21 protein-coding genes are annotated in these 20,107 nt (G+C 41.0%); 3 read left to right on the top strand and 18 right to left on the bottom strand.

What is annotated here, in order from left to right:
* Positions 1–141: 141 nt before the first annotated feature.
* The 7 genes from JSY38_RS14735 to JSY38_RS14705 form a co-directional block, all read right to left on the bottom strand.
* Positions 142–1,128, bottom strand: a complete 987-nt coding sequence (locus JSY38_RS14735; RefSeq protein WP_114410293.1) for a phospholipase A — start codon at positions 1,126–1,128, stop codon at positions 142–144.
* A 34-nt stretch (positions 1,129–1,162) separates the two neighbouring features.
* A complete protein-coding gene (locus tag JSY38_RS14730) occupies positions 1,163–1,513 on the bottom strand; it encodes a 5-carboxymethyl-2-hydroxymuconate Delta-isomerase (RefSeq protein WP_114410294.1) in 351 nt (116 codons plus the stop codon).
* A 51-nt stretch (positions 1,514–1,564) separates the two neighbouring features.
* Positions 1,565–2,500 (bottom strand): 2-hydroxyacid dehydrogenase, encoded by a 936-nt coding sequence (locus tag JSY38_RS14725; protein ID WP_205113847.1) that lies wholly within the window; start codon positions 2,498–2,500, stop codon positions 1,565–1,567.
* Positions 2,497–2,910 (bottom strand): VOC family protein, encoded by a 414-nt coding sequence (locus tag JSY38_RS14720; RefSeq protein WP_114410296.1) that lies wholly within the window; start codon positions 2,908–2,910, stop codon positions 2,497–2,499. Before JSY38_RS14720 ends, JSY38_RS14725 begins: the two co-directional genes overlap by 4 nt.
* A 134-nt stretch (positions 2,911–3,044) precedes the next feature.
* Complete coding sequence (locus JSY38_RS14715) at positions 3,045–4,607, bottom strand: FMN-binding glutamate synthase family protein (RefSeq protein ID WP_205113845.1); 1,563 nt, start codon at positions 4,605–4,607, stop codon at positions 3,045–3,047.
* Between the two features lie 69 nt (positions 4,608–4,676).
* Entirely contained in the window at positions 4,677–7,103 is a 2,427-nt protein-coding gene (locus JSY38_RS14710; protein WP_239543987.1) for a putative bifunctional diguanylate cyclase/phosphodiesterase, read from the bottom strand.
* A 274-nt stretch (positions 7,104–7,377) separates the two neighbouring features.
* Positions 7,378–9,279: a PhoX family protein gene (locus JSY38_RS14705; protein WP_205113843.1), complete on the bottom strand. Its 1,902-nt coding sequence runs from the start codon at positions 9,277–9,279 to the stop codon at positions 7,378–7,380.
* A gap of 255 nt (positions 9,280–9,534) precedes the next feature.
* On the opposite strand from JSY38_RS14705, the gene JSY38_RS14700 reads away from it, so the two are divergent.
* Positions 9,535–11,172 (top strand): methyl-accepting chemotaxis protein, encoded by a 1,638-nt coding sequence (locus JSY38_RS14700; protein ID WP_205113842.1) that lies wholly within the window; start codon positions 9,535–9,537, stop codon positions 11,170–11,172.
* Between the two features lie 48 nt (positions 11,173–11,220).
* On the opposite strand, the gene JSY38_RS14695 is transcribed toward JSY38_RS14700, so the two are convergent.
* The 8 genes from JSY38_RS14695 to paeA all read right to left on the bottom strand — a co-directional run bounded on the left by JSY38_RS14695 (position 11,221) and on the right by paeA (position 17,346).
* On the bottom strand, positions 11,221–11,613 hold the full coding sequence (locus tag JSY38_RS14695) for an MmcQ/YjbR family DNA-binding protein (RefSeq protein WP_114410301.1): 393 nt from the start codon (positions 11,611–11,613) through the stop codon (positions 11,221–11,223).
* A 103-nt stretch (positions 11,614–11,716) separates the two neighbouring features.
* On the bottom strand, positions 11,717–13,300 hold the full coding sequence (locus JSY38_RS14690) for an ABC-F family ATPase (protein ID WP_114410302.1): 1,584 nt from the start codon (positions 13,298–13,300) through the stop codon (positions 11,717–11,719).
* Positions 13,301–13,471: 171 nt separating this feature from the next.
* Positions 13,472–13,894 (bottom strand): hypothetical protein, encoded by a 423-nt coding sequence (locus JSY38_RS14685; protein WP_205113840.1) that lies wholly within the window; start codon positions 13,892–13,894, stop codon positions 13,472–13,474.
* Positions 13,895–13,897: 3 nt separating this feature from the next.
* Positions 13,898–14,281: a hypothetical protein gene (locus JSY38_RS14680; protein ID WP_114410304.1), complete on the bottom strand. Its 384-nt coding sequence runs from the start codon at positions 14,279–14,281 to the stop codon at positions 13,898–13,900.
* Between the two features lie 17 nt (positions 14,282–14,298).
* On the bottom strand, positions 14,299–14,604 hold the full coding sequence (locus tag JSY38_RS14675) for a DUF883 family protein (protein WP_114410305.1): 306 nt from the start codon (positions 14,602–14,604) through the stop codon (positions 14,299–14,301).
* A gap of 484 nt (positions 14,605–15,088) precedes the next feature.
* On the bottom strand, positions 15,089–15,229 hold the full coding sequence (locus JSY38_RS14670; protein ID WP_181858467.1) for a hypothetical protein: 141 nt from the start codon (positions 15,227–15,229) through the stop codon (positions 15,089–15,091).
* Positions 15,230–15,443: 214 nt separating this feature from the next.
* Positions 15,444–16,046: a glutathione S-transferase N-terminal domain-containing protein gene (locus JSY38_RS14665; protein ID WP_114410306.1), complete on the bottom strand. Its 603-nt coding sequence runs from the start codon at positions 16,044–16,046 to the stop codon at positions 15,444–15,446.
* 22 nt (positions 16,047–16,068) lie between these two features.
* Positions 16,069–17,346, bottom strand: coding sequence for a polyamine export protein PaeA (paeA, locus tag JSY38_RS14660; protein ID WP_205113838.1), 1,278 nt, complete (start codon positions 17,344–17,346; stop codon positions 16,069–16,071).
* Between the two features lie 194 nt (positions 17,347–17,540).
* Between paeA and JSY38_RS14655 the strand changes: the two genes are divergently transcribed.
* Positions 17,541–17,948: a DUF2721 domain-containing protein gene (locus tag JSY38_RS14655; RefSeq protein ID WP_114410308.1), complete on the top strand. Its 408-nt coding sequence runs from the start codon at positions 17,541–17,543 to the stop codon at positions 17,946–17,948.
* A gap of 8 nt (positions 17,949–17,956) precedes the next feature.
* On the opposite strand, the gene JSY38_RS14650 is transcribed toward JSY38_RS14655, so the two are convergent.
* A complete protein-coding gene (locus tag JSY38_RS14650; protein ID WP_205113836.1) occupies positions 17,957–18,892 on the bottom strand; it encodes an N-acetylmuramoyl-L-alanine amidase-like domain-containing protein in 936 nt (311 codons plus the stop codon).
* Between the two features lie 119 nt (positions 18,893–19,011).
* Between JSY38_RS14650 and JSY38_RS14645 the strand changes: the two genes are divergently transcribed.
* Positions 19,012–19,278, top strand: coding sequence for a hypothetical protein (locus tag JSY38_RS14645; RefSeq protein ID WP_205113834.1), 267 nt, complete (start codon positions 19,012–19,014; stop codon positions 19,276–19,278).
* Between the two features lie 26 nt (positions 19,279–19,304).
* Here the strand turns inward: JSY38_RS14645 and JSY38_RS14640 are convergent, their stop codons facing one another.
* Positions 19,305–19,646, bottom strand: a complete 342-nt coding sequence (locus JSY38_RS14640) for a thioredoxin family protein (RefSeq protein WP_239543986.1) — start codon at positions 19,644–19,646, stop codon at positions 19,305–19,307.
* Between the two features lie 20 nt (positions 19,647–19,666).
* Entirely contained in the window at positions 19,667–19,957 is a 291-nt protein-coding gene (locus JSY38_RS14635; protein ID WP_205113832.1) for a YkgJ family cysteine cluster protein, read from the bottom strand.
* Positions 19,958–20,107 lie beyond the last annotated feature (150 nt).

Below are 20,107 nucleotides of genomic sequence, written 5' to 3'. Positions count from 1 at the left end.
CACTCGTTTAGTGTTGTTTAAATATTTTCATTTAAACAACACTAAAAAAGCAACTTGGATTATATGACTCAATAGCAGTAAGAAATGAACGGCACTTTAAAATCCAGTTTCATCATTTGATAGGAAGTGAGGGGCATCAATTTATAGCCAGTTGGTGAGCATAATCCCGATCCCCAAAGACTGAGTCTGATGGTTGTAATCCAGTAAGGATTGTCCATAACCATTAAAATATTGCACATAACCACGAGTTTTCCCCCACAAAGGGAAAGTAAAACCAACCTGAATAGCCCCCCGATTATCTGATGATTTTAGATTGTTTCTAAACATCAAATCGATAGTGTAATCATCAATAACATGAATGAGATTAAATTCACCGTAGCCGTAATAGTCTTCGATGTTTGGATTATCATCTAGTTTCGAACTTTCGGGGATTCGATACCAAGGCTTGAATGAAAAAGCGGTATTATCTTGCTCAAACATAAAGTCTACATAAAACCGATTCCAAGAACGAGACAAGTCACCTGATTGACCATTAGACTGGTGATTGAAACCATACGATACATAACTTGGCTTAATTCCTAAGAAATCATGTTTGGGCTTAGTTACAATAAAAACCTCTGGCTCGTGATTGGTATCTCTAAATGGGGCAGAAATACCACTGTTATACGCTTGCCAATAGGCTTGTTGCGAATATGCAAACCACAAACTGGTATCACGCCCAACAATGTCATAAGCAACAGGAAACTTCACACTTAACTGAAATTTAAACTCTACGGAGTCTAACTTTTCAGAGTCCGCTTGATCTCCTAAAAAAGCACGGTCATTCGGATTAGAAGTGTAGGCAATTGGCAAAAAATAATTCGGTTTATGGGGAGTTAATACAAATGGGTTGCTGGCTGTCGCTGTTTCTCTGTTTTCTCTCTGCTCATAAAGTCCATTGGCGTCTCTTGCTCGCTTAGTAATAGATTCTGGCACTTCTGGCTCTTCTGGTGAATAAGGCTCATCCACCTCTTCCAGGGAATCACTGACTTCTGGCGCGACGACTGACTTTTCATCAAGATGAACCCTGTTGGAATCTGCCCAAAGCAAACTAGGAACAAGCATTACTGAGCACACAATGGCTTTCATCAATATATCCTTACTAGCGTCAAATATGTCATTGTTATTGAGATAGAACGACCCTTTTAACATAAGTATCCCTTTCCATTTCACACACTTCTACAGAGAAGCTAACATCCTTTAATGGAAATTGTGTTAACCCTTCTAGAACTAAATCAGAAAGTTGTTTTCTTTGCTCTACAGTTCTCCCAGATAACACCCTCAATGTCACATGAATAAAAGCGTCTTCCTTCCCGCCAGTCAGAAAACTTTTATAAGGTAAACTGCGCAACTTGATATCTTCAACAGAGAAAAGTGTAGATGCAATACACGCCTCTTTGACGGCTTCTAAAAGATCAGCAGGCGGCACTTCTTGCTCTAAATTTTGGCTGTACTCAACAACACAATGCGGCATAGCAGACTCCATTTTTAGATTTATTTGATAGTTAAAGGTTGGCTTTCTAAATTAGTACCCCAAAACAGGGTCCACCGCTGAAGGTATTTCAGCAGTCAGTCGATAGTGACTAATATTTTTAGCAACAATGCTACTCGCACTTGCAGGACTAGTTGGAGCAGAAATATGTGGTAATACGGTCACTGAAGAATGTTCCCAATAACGATGCTCTTCCGGCAATGGCTCATGCATAAAGACATCCAATACCGCATGAGATAGCGCATCGGAATCTAGCCTTTCTAATAACGCGTCATCATTGATAATCGGTCCTCGAGCAAAATTAATAATACTTGCCCCAACAGGTAAATGCGCCAATGTCTCGCTATTCAATATTCCCTTTGTTTGCGCCGTTAAAGGCAACAGACAAACAATAATATCACTTTGACTTAACAATGAAATCAGCCCATTTTCACCATGGAAACATGAAATGCCATCAATCACCTTCTCACTTCGACTCCACCCCGCAACCGAAAATCCATTATTAGCCAACCGCAGAGCACTAAACTTGCCGAGTTCACCCAAGCCAAGTATGCCAATTCGCCTATCTTTGGAAAATACCATCGGCTGTCCCAGCCATTGCTTTTTTCTCTGCTGTTGCGCATAAGTTGGCATGTCTCGATGTAGAAATAATGTCCACGCTAACACCGCCTCGGACATAGTTGCCGCCAAATTAGGATCAACTAATCTAACAATCGAAAACGTAGGAGAAGACAGCTCCTGAACCATGCGTTCAACACCCGCCCATACGCTGTGTACCCAACGTAAAGCTGGAAGTGCTAGTAAATCTTGAGGGTCTGGATTAGCAACAATCGCAACATCGCATTCTTGCTTTTGCTCTTCGGTTAACTCAGATAACAAGGCAATCTCTTCATTCGGCATTGCTTTCGACAACGCCTCAACCCAAGCTACTTGCTCAGCTAAACCACTTCGACTGATAAAAGGAATCATTTTGCGTATACCTGTGTCATATCTTTAAAGCCTTTTAGCTCAATGGCATTACCACTCGGGTCTTTAAAAAACAGTGTCCACTGCTCTCCTGGCATGCCTTCGAACCGGACACTGGGAGCGAGATCAAATACGACATTTGCTTCAGTTAATCGCTTTGCTACTTTTTGCCATTCCTCTAACGGTAGAATCAAACCAAAGTGCGGCATGGGAACAAAATGCTCTCCCACACGCCCAGTATTTGTCGTTGGGCTTGGCTCACCAAGATGCAAAGACAATTGATGTCCATAAAAATCAAAATCAATCCATGTCTCTGTACTTCTTCCTTCTTTACAGCCTAAAACCTGAGTATAAAAAAGTCGTGTTTCTTCCAAGGAGGTAACATGAAAAGCATAGTGAAAAAAAGCAGACATATTATGCCCCTAACAAAAAAGTTGAGACTAAAACATACAGCACGAAGGGAAAAAGTAAATATGAGACCCTAAAGAGGCCTCATATACTTAGCATTAAAATAAAAAATAGCAGTTCCAACGACCAAGACTACAGACTATTGCAGGCGTTCTTCGTTGGAAATAGTTTCTTCCTGAAATGCTGTCATATTAATGTATTCAGGGCGAACATTAGGGATCGGATTCGCTTGTGAAAATAACTGTGAATGACTTTGGTTTTCAATAATTCGAACATGGGAACGCATCAACTCTCTTGGCTCTTTCACGCCACAAGAATGGGCAATCATGCCGATGCCATGCAAGAGCTCAGCAGCGTAATTTGCCACTCGCTCCGATTTTTCGGCTGCGACTAAACCCTGTTGTAAATCAGGATTGTGCGTCGTAATGCCTGTAGGGCAGGTATTTTTATTACACTGTAATGCCTGAATACAGCCAAGAGAAAATAGAAAACCTCGCGCTGTCACAACAAAATCGGCGCCTGCGCTTAAAGCCCACGCCGCCTTTCCAGGAACGATCAACTTGCCTGATGCAATAATTTTGATATATCGACGTAAACCATATGAGGTCACAATATTCACCACCGTAGGTAAACTCTCACGCAAATGCATACCCACATAGTCCATTAAAGGTTGTGGAGCCGCTCCCGTACCACCATCAGAACTATCAATAGTGATAAAATCAGGACAATAGTCGATGCCTTTTTTATGTACTAGTTCACACAATGTTTCGAAGAATGAGAGATCACCAACCACCATTTTGAAACCAACTGGCTTAGAGGTTACTTTACGAACATGATGAACCATATTAAGTAAGTCATCGATGGACTTTATGTCGATATGGCCATTGGGGCTGTTGGAATCCTGACCAACAGGAATACCACGAGTATGGGCAATTTCTTCTGTCACTTTCGTACCTGGCAACATACCGCCCTTACCTGGTTTCGCGCCTTGACTCATTTTGATTTCAAACATACGCACATTTTCATGCTCTGCCAAGCTCGCCAATTTCGTATCATCTAAATGACCTTCATGATTACGCACGCCATATTTTGCCGTACCAATCTGGAAGACTAAATCACAGCCACCTTCAAGATGATAAGGAGATAACCCACCCTCCCCTGTATTCATCCAAATACCAGCCTTACGTGCACCTTTTGATAAAGCTTGTACAGCTGGCTTCGACAAGGCACCAAAACTCATCCCAGAAATATTTACAACGGAACGAGTCCTATAGGGCTTTTTGGCAGTGTATTCACCAATACAAACCTCTTTCGGTTGTGCTGCGTCTTCATCTAAGGTTGGAAAGGCACAATTTAAAAAGAAGATATCACCAGGGGTTTCAAGAGAGCGAGTCGACCCAAAGGCAATGGTGCTATCAACATTTTTCGCTGCACGATATGCCCAAGAACGTTCTGCTCGATCGAATGGGCGCTCTTCACGATCCATCGCAAAAAAGTATTGTCGAAAAAACTCACCCATATGCTCAAAAATATAGCGAAATCGCCCAACAACAGGATAATTTCGTCTAATAGTATGGGACGTTTGATGTGTATCAACCCAATACATCACTGCCACAGAAACCGCAGCAACGAAAAGCAAAAAAACAAACAGCAATGCTCCCCAATGAATGGTCATCGTTGCTAACGAAGATAAGAAGTCCATACCAAGCCCTTAATATTAACAATAAGTGTATTTGGCTATACTACGCTATAAAGAAGGGCCCTGTGTGCGTCAATCATGGACAAACTCAGCAATAAAGTCTTCTGGAGGGACTGGGTGTCCAAAGTAATAACCCTGATAAAAGAAGCAACCTATTTCACGCAATCGATCGTAATGCACAAAGGTCTCTACACCTTCTGCCAAAACATTAATATTGAGTGCTTGTGCCATCGCGATAACCGCATGAACAATTGCCTCATCACTTTTATCAGTCAATAAGTCTCTAACAAAGGATTGATCTATTTTCAGGCGGTCAATTGGCAAAGATTTCAGGTACTTCAAAGAAGAGTAACCCGTACCAAAATCATCAATAGAAAGGTGAACCCCTAAACGTTTTATAGCATGCATTTTTTCTAAAGATGAAGTCAGATCATTAAGAAGCATATTCTCTGTAATTTCAAGGTCAACACAGCTTGCAGGAACCTCATGCTTCTCTAGCTGCTCCTTCAGCATGGGTAAAAAACCCGCCTGTTGAAACTGAATTGGACTGACGTTTATAGACATGCGCCAAGATGGATCCCATTTACCTTCTTTTAACCATATCGCGACTTGGGACAATGACTCATTTAAAACCCACTGGCCAATTTCAACAATCAAACCAATTTCTTCAGCGACAGGTATAAATACGGCAGGAGAAATGAAGCCTTTCTGCTCATCTTTCCATCTAATCAACGCTTCCGCCCCAATTAACTGATTTTTATCATTCGTCTGTGGCTGATAATATAACTTAAAGAATTTGGATTCGGTGGCATGATGAAGGGCTTTTTCCATTTCGAGTCGAGCATCTGATACTGCTTGCATTTCTGTTTTATACAGCGCAAAAGTATTCCGTCCAGACTCTTTCGCTCGATATAACGCTGTATCAGCCTGCTTCAAAATAGCCTCTACTGAAGCACCATCACCATTAAAAATAGTCGCACCTAAACTGGCTGTAATATGCACTTCATGATGGCCAGCTTTCTTAACCTGCTGGCATGCATACATTATGCTTCTAACAAATTTATTAACGGCTTTTTCTACCTGTACTTCATTGTCACCGAGATGCACCAACAAGAAAGCAAATTCATCCCCACCCATGCGGGCAAATACAATATTATCGTCAATAAGAGAATCCAGTTGCGACGCCACACAACAAAGTAATTGATCACCAACATTGTGGCCAAGAGAGTCATTAATAGTCTTGAATCTATCGAGGTCCATAAAAACAACAGCTGAATGACTGCTTGAATTTGTTCCTCGCGAGCTTTTTAACACGTCACAAAGTTTGTCTGATAAATATTGGCGATTAGGCAAACTCGTTACTGAATCATAATAAGCCAGTCGATGGATATGGGCCTCTGCATCTTTCCGCTCAGAAACATCACGTACCAAGAGTATTGTCTCGACCTTACTTTGAACTCGGTATTTCGCCATACGTATTTCTACAGGTAATTCAACACCTTGGATTTGATATCTAGCCTCTACCGTTAGAGGGGTATCAAGGTTTAAATTCTGTAGAACGTCAAGAAACTCTACCCATGACGATGGGGTGTGCAATGCCTCCAACGAGTGTGATTTAAGCTCGATAGCACTCTTTTTAAGCATAAGTTCTGCCGTTAGATTAACTAAAGTAATCTTGTTGCTGTCATCTAGTAACAGAATACCATCGGCGGCGTGCTCAATCATGGCTTTGGTATGACTATCACTGCGCTCTAAATCACTCAAGGCTGTATTAAGTTTTTTCCATAGGGATGCAAAAGTAGCGTGTAAATTGCCTAACTCATCTAACTTATGGTGTCGGTGAAAGGATTTTGGCAACGGAATATCGTCATTATGGCCAACATGCGATAAGGATTCTGTTAAACGCATAAGAGGATAAGTGACTAGAAAATAAAACACTAAAGAAAGCAGAGAGGCTAATAACAAATCTTTGAACAGATTGTAGACTAAAATAGAAAGTTGTTCTTTGAAAATTCTATCTAATAAATAACGTTTTTCTGGCCAGAGATATAAATATCCAGCATCAAAATCAGGCGTTTCTAAATGCAGCTTTCGCTCGTAATTTTGTAGATCGAGTAAGAAAAAATCAGTGAAAAATTTCGGCACCGAAAAATCACGTTTGGCACCAGTGGCTTCAACAAAAATATTCCCTGATTCATCTCTGACTTCTAAATGAGAAATAGTAGGACTAAACAGCAAACCATCAACCTGTTGTTGAGCAAAATCAACATCTAAACGAAAAACCGCTTCAGATAGTGGCTTTTCAACAACAGCGAGTAATTCTTCGAAGTCTTGATTTATCTCGGCCTTTTGGTCGCTAATTCCTTCAAAGAACTGAAAACCACTGCTGACTAAGCTTAGAACAATTGCGAGAACTAACGTTAAAAACGCTTGTTTAATAAATAGAGATCTCGAAAAAACAACTCCCATCTTCACTCGCTTATATTCTTCGGAATTCATTATTATGCTACTTGCACAATCCCCACATCCATAAACTTAAGCACAAACTAGGCCAGTGCGACACGCAAGACTCGTAAGATAAAGACCTACAACTTACTCTTTTATAAGACTGACATTTTCTGAGCAATGACACAAGAACCTATAAAAAACTCTTATGAGGGCTATGATCTAAATCATAATCTACTAACAAATCCGCCAAAGAATCTCATAAAAAAAGCCAGTATGATAATCATACTGGCTTTAAAAAAACGAAATTCACTTATAAAGCAAAAACTTAGCCAAGAACAGCACCGTCTTCACGCGAGATAGCAATCACACTAGAGCGTGGAACTGAGCGCCCACCGTCAGGCCAATGTGAATTACCACCTTCACCCGGATGCTGAATACTAATAAACATAGTTGTCTTAGCTGCATTCCAAGCTAAGCCGGTAATCTCTGATTCCTTTGGCCCAACTAGAAAACGACGAATTTCTCCCGTATCAGGATCTCCAACCAACATCTGATTATTTCCTTGCCCTTGGAAATCTTTTTCGTTTGAGTAGTTACCGTCTGTCTGGATCCACAAAAGACCTTTAGAATCAAACTTCAGACCATCTGGTGAGTTAAACATATTGTCTTGATTAATGTTCTGAGATCCGGCATTGGCATCATCAAAAACTGCTGGATTACCCGCCAAAACAAACAAGTCCCACTTAAACTCAGTGTGAGTATGATCAGAGTCCATTGGCATCCAACGAACAATCTGACCAAAGTTGTTTTTTACTCTTGGGTTTGGGCCACCAGCAGGCGTTTCATCACCACCTGCATTAGGCTTAACACCACGGTTTTTGTTATTCGTCAATGAGCAGTAAACTTCTGCTTTATGTGGATGAGCCGCAACCCACTCTGGACGGTCCATCGTTGTAGCACCTACTTTCGAAGCCGCCATACGAGTGTGAATGGAGATTTCAGCCTCTGTCATACCTGTAGTTTTAGGTGTCAACGCTAACCACTCACCGCGATTATTATCATGAAATTTGGCAACATATAACGTACCTTCTTCAAGCAAATCACGGTTATTACCACCAGCCAAATATTTATGCTTCGAGATAAAACGATATAAAAATTCGCCACGCTCGTCATCGCCAAGGTAGACAACAACATGGCCATTCGGCGCAATAGTTAACTCTGCGTTTTCGTGTTTAAAACGACCAAGTGCCGTACGTTTTTTCGGGCGAGAAGTCGGATCCAACGGATCGATTTCAACAATATAACCAAAGCGGTTTGGCTCGTTTGGTTCTTTAACAAGATCAAAACGATTATCAGCCATCGCCCAATTATAACGGCCTTCCGTACTCATGCCATAACGTTTAAATGCTTCTGACATTTTGTAATCTTTATCATTGGCTGTGAAGTAGCCATTAAAGTTCTCTTCACATGTCAAATAAGTACCCCATGGTGTTTGTCCATTACCACAGTTATTCCAAGTTCCTTTTGCGACTAAGCCTTTCGGGTCTTCTGATGTCTGCATCCATTTGTGACCACGAGCAGGGCCTGTGATATCCATTTCTGTATCCGCTGTAATACGGCGATTATAAGGAGAGTCCTGAACAATCCCCCATTTTCCGCCACGCTCTGCAACTTCTATTATGGACACACCATGAGCAGCTTTGTTTTTACGTACGTCATCAGCATTGGCAGGCATACCATCGGTACGATTAGCATGAAGAGTATCGCCATTCGTGTATTCATTGTTGATGGCCATGATCTGCTTACCATCCTTAGAGAAAAACGCCATGCCATCATTATGATCGCCAAACGCTAACTCTTGAGAAGCACCAGTACCACCCGTCGTCGCGTTAAACGCTGGAGCATTGCTGAATAATGGATCTCCCCAAGAAGCCAAAACTTCCCACTTATAACCTTCAGGTACCGTTACAGTATCCAATGTATTAGCGCCAACCATACTAAACGCTAGACGTGATTCTTTACTTCCTGCGGCAAGCGCTTTACTGGCTGAGAATGCAGTTGATCCCATTACAAATGCGCCAGCACCAACCGCAGCACCACCACCTAAAAAGCCACGTCGTGACACCATTTTATTGGCTACTTCCTCAAACTCAACGACCTCAGGAGCTGGACGTACCAATTCATCTAACTCATCAAAACCTAGCTTCACATTATTTTTAGTCTTCATAACACTGCCCTATTAATTATTAAAAATTAGCCATTATTGAGATTGCCCCAAGGCAAAATTTTTTATGTGTTTCAAATGCTGACCTTCCCTCTGGCAGGGAGATTAGAAAGTAACTTACCGAGAAAAGATGACATGAAAATGACAGTGACGAGACATTGTGCTTATATTAACCAGTACGATGAGTAAAACATGTGCTATACAAGAAATATTGCGACTCCCCAAATAACAAAAACAACATGAATAAAGGGTGAAGTTATGATTAATACTCTGCGAAACATACCAATCCGCTTAAGACTAACTAGCTTGGTCATTTTCTTTTCATTAGGTCTTTTGTTTGTGATTTATTTGTCCCTTACGGTCAACAAACAATCATTACTCGATGAAAAATATGCACAAACCAAACATGTTGTCGAAACTGCCACTGGCGTATTTAGTTATTTTCATAAGCTAGAGCAATCCGGAGATCTTAGCCGTTCTGACGCACAGCACTATGCTATGGAAATAATCAAAAATACTCGTTATGCGACGTCCGAATACTTCTGGATCAACGATTACGATGCAAAAATGGTTATGCACTCCGTAAATTCAGCATTGGATGGGAAGGATTTGTCAAACCTTGAAGACCCTAATGGCAAAAAACTTTTTTCCGAATTTACAAAAATAGTAAAAGCCCAAGAAGCCGGGTTCGTTGACTACCTCTGGCCTAAACCAGGTAGCGAGCTTCCTGTTGAAAAAATATCATATGTTCAGGGCTTCAAGCCTTGGGGTTGGATTATTGGATCTGGTATCTATCTTGATGAAGTCAACTCTCAGTATCTAAAAGAAGTCATGCGTCTTGGTATTATCAGCATAAGCATTATTCTTACCGCCTTGTTCTTATCCTTTTTAATCGTACGTTCAATCCTACAACCTATAGGGCAAATTCAAGCTGTTTTACACAACATATCAGATGGCGATGGTGACTTGAAAACACGTTTACCTGAATCGGGAAAGGACCAGCTGACTTTGATTGCCACTCACTACAATAGCTTTGTGGATCGTCTCTCCGAGACTTTAGGTAAGGCAGTTTCACTCAACCAAGAAGTAGAGCAAAAAAGCCAAGAACTGAAAAATGTTGCAGCCAAAACACAAGCAATTACTCAGCAACGTGAAGGTATGTTTGCGCAAATGGCAGAAACAATAAAAGAAGTCGACGAGTTTAAAAATGAAGTCACTAACAGTACCCAAACCACTCTCATTTCAGCACAAAATACTGCCGAAAAAACCCAAACAGGGCAAACCTCAATTAACCAAACCGTTGAGTCACTTGAAAAGCTGTCATACGAATTAGAGTCCGGTTTAAATTCAGTGGTTCAATTAGCAGAACAATCACAGACTATTGGTTCCGTATTAGATGTTATAAGCGCCATTGCAGAACAAACCAACTTATTGGCACTCAACGCAGCCATTGAAGCGGCACGAGCCGGTGAGCAAGGCCGTGGATTTGCTGTTGTCGCAGATGAGGTACGTGGGTTAGCAAGCCGCACACAAGCCTCTACCGACGAAATACAACACATGATTAACAAATTACAAAGCGGGGCAAAAGAAGCTGAAAACCGCATTACTGCAAGTCATCAGCAATCACAAAGAACTACTGAAGAAATCACCTTAACCACACAATACCTTCAAGATATTGCCGTTTCAGTGGACGACATAAATAAAGCCAGCAGAACAGTCATTGAAAGCGTCAACATGCAAAGTGATGCAGTCCAGAGACTAAACAGCCTTAATGAAAAAGTTGCTGAGCTTTCAGCACAGGCAGGGTTGCAGGTTAAACAAAACAATGAGACCAGCGAGTCATTAGCAAAAACAGCTAAAGAGACCCAAAAGATAATGTCGATATTTAAGCTTTAAAGGCATCTTTGAAAAACAGCCAACGAGTATATTTTCTGGCTGTTTTTTCTAGAAAATCATATCGCCGTACAAAGCGGGTTTCCCATACCGGACTTCCAAACCCTCTCGAACGGATTTTTTTAACTTCCTAACGACCAAACTGTATGAATGATCGATTTGCCTTTGGATCTCCCCCATTGGCAAATCGCCAGACAATACAACTGAATTCCAATGTCGCTTATTCATATGATAAGCAGGAATAACATCAGAGAAAATATCGCGTAATTCAATAGCATGATCCGGGGTGCACTTAAGGTTCAAGAGCGGCGATCCTTGCTTCTTTATCAATAAAGCAAACATCTTACCTTGCACTTTAAAGACGGCAGTATAATCATCAAATGGGTAATACTCTTCAGCCTCGGGCTTAGAAAGCAGATATTTTTTAAGTGTTGTTGAGTCCAAAATCGCGCCCTTTCAAGGTTCAAAACAGTCATCAGTATAAAACAAAAAAGCCGCTTACTGACATCCAGTAAACGGCTTTAAATAGAAGGATACTTAAGCAAGCTCAGCCCTGATGAGCAAGGTACTCGTCGTAAGTGCCTTGAAAATCAATAACCTTTTGACCTTTGATTTCAATCACTCGATTCGCCAACGATGATACAAACGCCCGATCGTGACTCACAAAAATCAGCGTGCCGTCAAAGTCGAGTAACGCGTTGTTTAAAGCCTCAATGGCTTCCATGTCCATGTGGTTCGTTGGCTCATCCATCACTAAGACGTTTAAATCCATCATCATCAATTTACCAAACAGCAAGCGGTTCTTCTCACCACCAGAACAAACTCGTACTTTTTTATTGAAGTCATCTGCGGTAAACAACAAACGACCCAACATTGCACGAACTTTTAAATCATCATGTTTTACAGTACGCCATTTCGACATCCAGTCAAACAAGGTTAAATCGCAATCAAAGTCTTCTGTACTGTCTTGCGGGCAATAACCAATAACGGCATTTTCAGCCCATTTAATCTCACCTTGCTTGGCTTCTAGTTCATTCATCAAGCAACGCAAGAAAGTCGTTTTACCGGCACCGTTTTCACCGATAATCGCCAATCGAGAGCCAGCTTCTAAAATCATATTACCGCCAGAAAATAGCAGTTCATCATAACCATGGCCTAAATCTTCTAAGATCAAAGCATGACGGTGAAGTTTTTTATCTTGCTTAAAAGTTAGCGAAGGCGTCATACGGCTAGACTGTTTTACTTCTGACAGTTCAATTTTTTCTAGTTTTTTCGCACGAGAACTGGCTTGTTTTGCCTTAGATGCGTTGGCTGAGAAACGGTTAACGAAAGCTTGAAGATCGTCCATTTCCGCACTTTTCTTCGCGTTTTCAATTAATAATTGCTCGCGAATCAAAGACGAGGCTTCCATGAAGTATTCATAGTTACCTGGGTAAATACGCAACTCACCAAAGTCTATGTCCGCCATGTGAGTACACACAGAATTCAAAAAGTGGCGGTCGTGGGAAATAATGATCATGGTGCACTTACGCTGGTTCAGTACGCCAGCCAACCAGTTAATGGTATGAATATCCAAGTTGTTGGTAGGTTCGTCCAACAGCAAAATATCGGGATTAGCAAACAAGGCTTGCGCTAACAAGACCCGAAGCTTCCAACCCGGCGCCACTTGGCTCATTAGACCAAAATGAAACTCTTCTTCGATGCCCGCTTCCAACAAGATATCACCAGCGCGGCTTTCAGCACTATAGCCATCCATCTCGGCAAATTCTGCTTCTAGCTCGCCAGCTCGCATGCCATCTTCTTCACTCATTTCTGGCTTAGAGTAAATAGCATCACGCTCTTGTTTTACTTTCCACAACGCCACATCGCCCATGATCACGGCGTCAACTACAGAGTATTCTTCGAACGCAAACTGGTCCTGACTTAAGGTACCAACTTTTTCACCCGGTGTGATAGACACATTACCTGACGTTGGCGTCAGCGCCCCACTCAGAATTTTCATGAAAGTAGACTTGCCACACCCGTTGGCGCCAATTAGGCCATAACGATTACCGTTGCCAAATTTCGCTGAGATGTTTTCAAATAATGGCGTTGCGCCAAACTGCATAGTGATATTAGCCGTGGAGATCAAAAGAAAGTCCTGAAAAAAGAAAATAGAAAGCCGTTTAAATTTGCCACTAAGTCAGCGTACAAAATATAAACATAAAGGTGGGCGAATATAGTGATTTATGGGGATAAAGTCGAGGGATTAGGTGGTTTTTTACCAAACTAGTTTAAGAAAGCGTTAAAGAAGACAAGATATCTATACTTTGCTCTTACTTGGAAAGACGTCTTCTATATCCTGATCGGTTTTTACAACACCGCTGTCAGGTATATTCTCAGTTGGGTCTGACGTTTTTGGGGCATCTTCTGCCCGCTCTGAGTATTCCGGCTTTGGGTTTGGGTTTGGGGGTTCAGCAGTCATGTAAGCACTCGCTTGAGAGATCAAAAAGCTTAATACATCTCGACTCGCACCATTTAATAGATTTTTTCTCGCTTTTCGAGTGATATCCAGCTGAGTACTAGCGCCTAAGACAAAACTGGCAAGTAAACCTGTTGGACTGGTTGCTTTATCGAGTAGATTATCAACTGCTTTATCACGAGAGGCCTTGGCACGTTTTTCCAAGATTTGAGTACGAAAGTATAAACGTTCTCTTTGCTGACGCATTCGCTTTAGGCCGAACATATATTACTCATCTTCTGTTGGAATAATGGCATCAAAAGTACGGGTGAAATCCATGCTTTTCAATGTTTGTTTCACCAAATACAGCAAAACGATAGAGCTTAAAAAGGTCACTAATGTTGCCGTTAATAAAATTCCGACCAAAGAAAAACCATAACTCCATGCAATAGCCGCACTGCTTGCAATAATTAATAACCAAGTAGTGAGCAACAAAAAGATAACACCACACATTAAGGCAAGGAGCTGGGCACTGGATGTCACCCATAATTTTGCTTCTAACGCTCCTAGCCCTAATACACTCTTTAACCAGCTTTTGTGAGTGCCAATAACCTCATCAAAGTCAGATTTTTCTTGATCTGAGTCAGCGTCAGAGTGCTGCGGTTTTTCCATCAATACAATTCCTAAATTTATTTACGCTTACTTAGAAGACTAGCCGCTAAAGCGCCTGCTAGAAATGCAATACCAATTGTTTTAACTGGGTGTTCCTTGGCATATTCACCAACCGCTGTAGACACTTTTTCAGATTGGCTCTTAGCTGTGTCTGCAATTTTATGTGCTTGCTCACTAATCTGATGAGCAACTTCTTCAATTCGCTCTTGGCTTTGCTCTTTCATTTGCGCGGCACTATCTACACCTTTATGCGCTGCTTCTGCTGCGCTGTCTACTTTCTCATGTGCCTTTGATTGGGTCGTGCTCTTGGTTGTTGTAGCCATTCTTTATTCTCCTTGTAGAATTGAAATTAACTTTTCAACGCCAACGTAGCGACAAAAAACTGAACTAAACTATTATAGTTTAGTAAATAAATTAAAAAGGTTTATGCACATCACTTTAAGATTTTCTAAAGCTAAATGCTTAAATACATAATTTAAAAGCTATACATTAAAAATCGACTTACCTTTCCCTATTTACACTACGCGGTTAATTCGCGATGGTCAAAGCCACACATCATAACGCCTCCCTTTTCCTTTTTTTATCGTTAATCTTTAAGCTATTAGAGGCTAGACAAAAATGCACACAGATTGAGAAAATAATATTTAGATATATTGGTCAATGATCTCCTATCAGCTTTTCTGACAATAAAAAAGGGCAGCAAGCATACAACCAACAGGTATGCTCTTTGCCCTTTTAGAATAGACTCATATCGACTCCTATCTACAGGTATCAGCCAAAGCTTTTCAATTTTTAAACTGGAACACTTTATTTTTTAACATCTACCCAAGCATCCCATCCTTTCCAATCATCCATGTCTGAATGGCTTCCTGTTTCAATATCAACAGGCTCTTTAGTACGACGACTAAATACATGTACGTTCATTAGCTTTTTAATTAAACGAGACATTTCCGCTTCCCTCATCTTTCATGATTTTGGAAATATCATCCTAACACCGAAAAACTAAAGTAATCGTCAACATAACCTAAAGGAAGTATCTTTCCCTATTCGAAGGATTATTATTGATTTTCTTGACGTTGGAGTGCTTTATGCAGAATAAGTGACCATTTCATTCAATCAATAGCCACACTATGAAGATTATAAGGCACTATCAAACAGGCTTTTACCTACAAATAGACCATTGACGAGCAAGCATTAACGATTCGTTTAACAAAGACCAGCCCAATAAACTTTGCTGGTACTCACCTGCTTTACCATCCAAAGACACTCCATACGCTTTTAGACGGAAGGCAAGAATCGCATAAAAAGCATCTACTGCACCCGCTTGATCAAACATAAAAGGTCCTTTTGCTTGGGCAAAAATCGTTTCAATACGCTCAATCTCTTTTTTCATCGCATCCGATAAATTATCCAACGGAGAGACCGGATCAAAGGTAAACCCGCATTGACCACGCAGATTTATAAAGCCTGAATGCATTTCCATACAAAGGCTTCTTGCTTGTGCTCTTTCAGACTGATTCTTAGGATAAAGTGCACCATTGGAGCATTCATTAAGGTATTCGGTAATTGCTAAAGAATCGTGTACAACATCATCATCCACCAGCAATACTGGCACCAATCCAGTCGGCGAGTATTTCAATACTTCAGCTTTATAGCCTTTGGCTTCTAAATTAATTGGGATAAGGTCCAGTTTGATACCTGCAATTTGACTGCAAAGGTACGCCCGTAGTGACCAAGTCGACAATGTTCCAACAACTAATTTCATACCGTCCATCCCATTTACGTTGCTACTTTAATTTAGTCACTAACAGCTGTTCAACTCTGACGCCTTCCAAATCCAATACTTCAAACTTATAGCTGTCATAGACATAAAAGTCCGTACGCTTTGGCAAACGCTTTAAGCTGTAAGTAATAAAACCACCAAGCGTCTCATATTGAGTACGATCAGGGAACTCTTCTATATTCAAACTGCGCATCACATCATTGATCGGCGTTAACCCTTCTATCAACCAAGAGTTCGCATCACGTTGTACTATTTGCTCTTCATCATGAGGCGTTAATAATCCACCCATAAAGCCACCTAATAAGTCTTTCACCGTTACAATACCAACAATCGTTGCGTATTCATTCACGATGACAGCAAAAGCTTGTGGCGCTACTCGAAATGCATTAAGCGCCTCGGAAAGCGTCAAGGTTTCTGGTAGATAAAAAACCTCTTTATCCACTTTTTCAGGTTTGATTTGTGCTGACTCACCTTTAAGCACCAAGCGTAGTATTTCTTTCGAATCAATAATGCCTTCAATCTTATCTAAACTGCCGTTACAAACTAAAAAGTCATTATGTGGATGATCAATAATCTTTTGGCTGATCTCTTCACTACTGTCATCGATATCAAAATAGATAATCTGATCTCGTGGCGTCATGGCACTGGAAATGTTTCGAGTTTCTAATTCGAATACATTGCCAATCAATTGATATTCTTGGCTCTGCAAACTGCCGTCTTCTGCGCCGGCATCCATCATGGCAACAATGTCTTCAGTAGTAACGACTTCTTGGCGCTCAATAGGCACATTAAATAAACGTAAAACCAAGTTAGTAAAACCGTTAAATAGAAAAACCACTGGTGTTAATAGAAAGGTCACCCAGAGCATAGGCGTGACCAATCGAATTGCCACAGCTTCTGGCATAATCATCGCCAAGCGTTTAGGTAATAGATCGGCAAATAGAATAAAAAGTGACGTCAGACACAGAAAGGAAACAACAAAGCTAACTTGATCCAATAAAGGTCCAGCATAAAGCAAACTAACAAGCTGCTTTATATAAGGCGTCAGAGCCTGTTCACCAACAATACCACCTAAGATAGCAATAGCGTTCAGCGCAATTTGAATCATGGCAAAAAAAGCGCCTGGTTTTTGTTGCAAGGCAAGCACAGCTTGCGCTTTAACGCTGCCTTCATCCGCTAAGACTCGCAGCTTAATCTTCCTAGCCGCCGCCATGCCAATTTCAGCCATAGCAAACAAAGCTCCAGCAGTTATCAGCAATCCTATACTAAATACATCACTCATTTTTTTCTCTTTATATCGAAAGACAGAACGTCAATATAGGCCGCATTATAGAAGGAAGTTGCTACGATACAATGCTTATTTTTTATACTTTCAGAAGGGGTAAACGCAGTTCAAAAAAACACATTGAAGGCGTAATATAAGGTAACTAAACAGCGTAAAACACTGTCTTTATTTATTGATCAGCAGGACCCAGCATGATTATCACTCTAACGACTCCCGCAATGTTGTTCCCCGCCGTTTCTTTATTGCTTTTGGCTTATACGAACCGCTTTGTCACACTAGCATCAATTATTCGTAACTTTGACCCTAAACTCGAAGATGCAAACACAACAGATCAAATTACAAATTTACGTAAACGTATTTATTTAATAAGACGCATGCAAGAAGCTGGGGTGATTAGCTTTTTTCTGTGTGTATTATCTATGATGGCAATCTACCTTGAGTACCAAGAAATAGGCAGTTACATTTTCGGGGCGAGCCTAATCTGCCTAATGTATTCTTTGTATTTATCTGTGCGCGAGATCACTATTTCTTGCGATGCATTAGAGCTACACCTTCAGCATTTCAGCACTAACTTTAAAAAGAGCAGTCGCAAAAAATAATCACACTGTTAGCGTCTTAATACTTGAACATTAAAGCCTTTTAAAGAAGAGGCTTCAGAGTAATGAGAGAAGTACTCGGCGAAATTTTCATCCATTACTTTTTTGTTCGTCAAACTAGCATGTCGAAGAAACAAGATACCGTTTTTACGAATAGCCAGACCTTGGTGCGAGACATTCATATTCGTACCAATGTATTTCTTTACATCCCAATTAGGCCTTACCATACTGATCACACTACCAGAAGGGATACGGTCTAAAAGTGCCTGATCAACCTTATTTGTGTTACCACCAAACAGCGCCGTTAATGGTACATAAGGGATGTAAGCAGGCTCTGCGGAATAAATACGGCCTTCTTCACGTAGTTGATTCAACAATGTTAAACATTCGCTAGAAGAATCAGTATCACATTTCAGTACTTCACTCGTGAGGCGCTGATACCATGCAGACTTATCTATCATCGCCTTCGCAACCAGAGCTTGGCCATGGCCAACATCCGGCGTAATATCCATTAGCTTATCTTGATTGTTGCGGATCCAATCAACACTCGGAAAATGATTACGAGAAACAAAATCAACGTTCGAATTTCGATAGCGAATACTTTGTAAGTTTGACTGAAACTCATCAGACGTCGTAGAAATAGCACCAGCCAACACAGTTTCAACATAGGTAGTGCAATCAAACACATCAAAACGGGTCAAAGGGTCTTTGTCATATTTACCCTGCTCACCTTCCCCAACACTACCGCCAATGTACTCCGCACCAAGTAAGGTCACACTTAGCGCGTCGACTTTACCGGCGTTAGATACAGCAGAGGCTGAAAAATCATCGATAGTTTTGTAAAACACCGCTCCGTTTGCTGAATCTAGCTTATTCATGGCCATAGCTGACGAACACACCAAAGTAACCGACAGCGCCATTAGTGCTTTTCCGATGTTACACATCATATTTAACCAGCCCACATCATATAAATTTCAATCTGACACATAAAAAAACAATCATTGTATAAAAAACAAACACATTATTGTGCTAATATTTATCTATTCATTTAAAGTGAAGGTCACTCATGGAAATCAATAGTTCGTCATTTATTTATGGTCAACAGGGCTTACAGCGCAGCCAAGACAAGCTAGATCAAGCAAGCCAAAAAGTGGCGAGCGCATCACTGCCAGCAGTTGACCAAGAAGCCCCTCAGCAACCTGATGTTTATGGGTCACAGATCAAAGACGGCTTAATTGAAGCAAAAAGCAGTGTGTTAGAAGCTCAAGCAAATGCAAACGTAATCGAGGCTTCGGATAAAACAATTGGTCGGCTGATAGACATCACTGTTTGAACTTTTCCAAACTGCTCGACAGTGAATTAAATCTGCCGATTCAGTAAAGCCATTACATCACCAGGTGAAGTAAAGCGAACAATTCGGTCTACTTCTTCACCGTCTTTCAATAAAATGAGCGTTGGCCAAAGCTTAACACTAAATTGGCGACCAAGGCGCTTGCCTTTGCCATCAAAAACTTTAATATGCAACAGTTCTGGCTTTTCCTTCAGAACGCTTTCAACAGCAGTTTGAGACGCTTGGCAATGTCCACACCAAGGTGTGCCGAACTCCAAAATAGAATACCCACCAAGCGCCTGAATGTCTTCAAATGTTGGCGCTTCCTCAGAATAATCTGGATTAAACCCCATCACACTGGCTTTCATCATATTCCCTCGTTTAAACACTATTATTCAACCACATTAAACACCTCGGCACATTCTTCCGAGCCCATTTCGAATTCTCTACAGATCCAAGGGCGGTTTTCATAAATGGTACAAAGATAGGTCTCTCTATCAACGGCAGAACACCAACCATCGTCTAATCTCAACATGGTTTCCCCACCCCACTCATCCACTGAAATGTGTTTGTCTGGCACACCAGTATCACTGATGATCATCACTTCCATGCGACAGCAACAAGCTTGGCAGTTTGCACAAGTGATATTTTGATCAGTAATGTTTTTTAGGTTGATAGTCATAAAAGCAGTAGTTACCTAAAAGAAAATGTGTCTGGTGGCAGACAGAGAGAAGGTCAAAAAGGCGTCTTTTTGACCTTATAAATGAAGCAGTATACTACCGATCCAGCCTAAAAACAGACACACAAGCCACGCCTTGCAAACCAGATCGAT

It is taken from the genome of Marinomonas foliarum (genome assembly GCF_016906065.1).
In the GTDB taxonomy this organism is placed as follows: Bacteria; Pseudomonadota; Gammaproteobacteria; order Pseudomonadales; family Marinomonadaceae; genus Marinomonas; species Marinomonas foliarum.
The sequence above is the reverse complement of the archived record's forward strand: the minus strand, read 5'-3'. Positions and strand labels throughout refer to the sequence as shown.